Here is a 2,615-nt window from a genome sequence, read left to right as displayed (position 1 = left end):
CGCCTGCGGTTCCGGCAGTCGAACCCGCGGTGCTGCTATGTGATTGGGCCCCGCAAGACTTTGCGGCTGCGGATGTGTCCTGGAAGCAGATGGCGTTAACGGGACCGTTGGAGGCGCAGTACGGACAGGCTGTTCAGGCCATCCTGCATCATGTGCGGCAGCAGATTGCGATGCAGCGAAGCCACCGGATGGCCGTGCAGGTCGTCGTGGCGGGAGATGAACAAGGAAGACGTTTCGCCGGCCTAAGCGGGCTGCTGCGGACGGTGCGGCTGGAGCATCCAGGCTGTCTGGCACAGCTTGTCGAAGTCCAGCCAGAGACATCCACCGCACGGTTGACCGAGCAGCTGCACCAGTGTGCGCTTCATGCAGAGGAAAGCCATCTGCGTTTGGAAGCGGACGAGCTGAAGCGAGCGGGCTGGCAGGCGGTCGACGTGGACATGGATGAGAAGACGAATGGGAATGCGGCGGAGACAGAGGTCAAGACAAAGCGGAAGAGCAGCTTCCCGCTGTTGTCCCCTTGGAGGGACGGAGGCGTGTACGTCATTACAGGCGGAGCCGGTGGCCTGGGACGGATCTGGGCCAGGGAGATTGCAGCCCGTACGGAAGGCAGTACGCTGATGTTGACGGGCCGATCCCCGGTGATGTCAGAGGCGGTACAGCGAGAGATGGCGCAGCTTCCTGCCCGGGTGCTTTATGAAGCAGTGGACGTCACCGATCGGGAAGCGGTCCACGGACTGTTTGGGCGTCTCCGTCAGCAGTATGGCCAGGTGAACGGGGTGCTGCATTGTGCTGGAGAGATCCGGGACAGTCTGATACGGTACAAAACAGAAAGCGACTGGCAGGCCGTGCTGGCTCCGAAAGTAGACGGCATACGGAACCTGGAAGAAGCGATCGGGACAGAAGCGCTGGATGTACTGCTGCTGTTCTCCTCGGGTGCAGCGGTGACGGGGAATGCAGGGCAGGGTGATTATGCCGCCGCGAATGGGTATATGGATGCGTATGCCTTGAGCCGAAATGCACGGATGAACCGCGGGGAGTGTCAAGGGCGAACCTTGTCCATCAACTGGCCGCTGTGGGAAGAAGGCGGGATGCAGCTGGAGGAAGAGGGGAAGCAACGCCTGTGGAAACAGCATGGGCTGAGACCGCTGGGAACGGTGTCGGGTGTGAGGGCGTTGTATCAGGCCTGGGCGAGTGGAAGCAGTCAGGTGGCGGTGGCGGAAGGCAAGCTGTCGGTGCTGCGAAGAAGCCTGCTGGAGCGGGGAAGTTCAGGGTCCGCTCAAACGATCGGATCGGCAAATGCAGACGGGCCGGAACGGCCACTTGGCCAGACAGCAGCGACCCCAGCGCCCCAGACGGTAACACCACCCCCATCGTGGGCGCCTCCGGCGGGAGGTACGGCCCAGCAGGAGGCTGTAGCTGTGCTTACGTCGGAGGTGGCTGCCTTGCTGAATGTAGAGGAGCAGGACATGGATCCGGATATGGACTGGAGTGAATATGGTCTGGACCCGGTGCAATGGAGTGAGCTTTCCCGAACACTGCTGACAAGGCATGGATGGGATATTTCCGCAGAAACACTTTTGGAACATTTAAATATGAGTCAAACTGTCCAGCATATTACCGGTCAGATCCACCCAATGGGGAAGGAGCGAATGGACCTGCATATCAATGAAGAGAAACATCGACCCGTGCAGAAAAAAGATGCGGATTTGCGAGTAAAAACAGTTCAATTTCTGCAAGAGCGTTTAGCCCGTGTCATCGGACTTCCGAAATCAAAGATTGACGTAGATACAGCCATGGATCGATACGGCATAGATTCGTTGCTTATTATGCAGATGACTACCAATTTGGAAGAACAGTTTGGTCTCTTGCCCAAAACACTTTTTTTCGAGTATCAGACCCTTCGGGCTCTCAGCGAATACTTTCTTGAGCACCATCATGAACAACTGCGACTCATTGTAGGGGGAGAACATCCTGAGGAGTCCGTTGGTATATCTCCGACTTCGGTTGCTGTACAAAAGCCAGAAATAGAGGACGTTAAATCCAAGGGTATTTTACGCCAAAAGAGGACGTTGAGGAATCAACAAGCTGTTGATGCAAAGTCGCAGAACGCAGCACCAATGAATTCTTTGAATTCGATAAATCCAACCGAATCATCCATTCAGGTGCAAGAGCACGAGGAGAAGCAGGATATCGCCATTATTGGTGTGGCGGGAAGGTATCCGGGAGCGCGGAATATCCATGAGTTTTGGGAGAATCTACGCAGTGGAACAGACAGTATCACCGAAATCCCGCTAGAACGTTGGGATCAGGAGCAGGTGTATAATCCGGCGCCGGGTACACCGGGCAAGACTTATGGACGTTGGGGCGGATTTCTGGACGGGGTGGACGAATTCGATCCGCTATTCTTCCAGATCTCTCCCCGGGAAGCCGAGATGATGGACCCGCAGGAACGATTGTTCATGCAATGTGTGTATGAGACGCTGGAGGATGCTGGGTATACGCGGGAGAGCTTGGCGGCGGACATCGTGGGTGTGTACGTGGGTGTGATGTACGAGGAATATCAATTGTACGGGGCCGAGTCCTCGATTGCGCTTTCTGGTAATCCGGCGTCCATT

1 protein-coding gene is annotated in these 2,615 nt (G+C 56.4%); it reads left to right on the top strand.

From position 1 onward, the window contains the following. A partial coding sequence (locus PPA03S_RS31970) for a type I polyketide synthase (protein ID WP_157284498.1) occupies positions 1-2,615 on the top strand: 2,615 nt, incomplete at both ends.

This window comes from Paenibacillus pabuli NBRC 13638 (assembly GCF_001514495.1).
GTDB classification, from domain to species: Bacteria; Bacillota; Bacilli; order Paenibacillales; family Paenibacillaceae; genus Paenibacillus; species Paenibacillus pabuli.
Note: the sequence above shows the minus strand (reverse complement) of the source record. Positions and strands in the feature narration are given on the sequence as shown.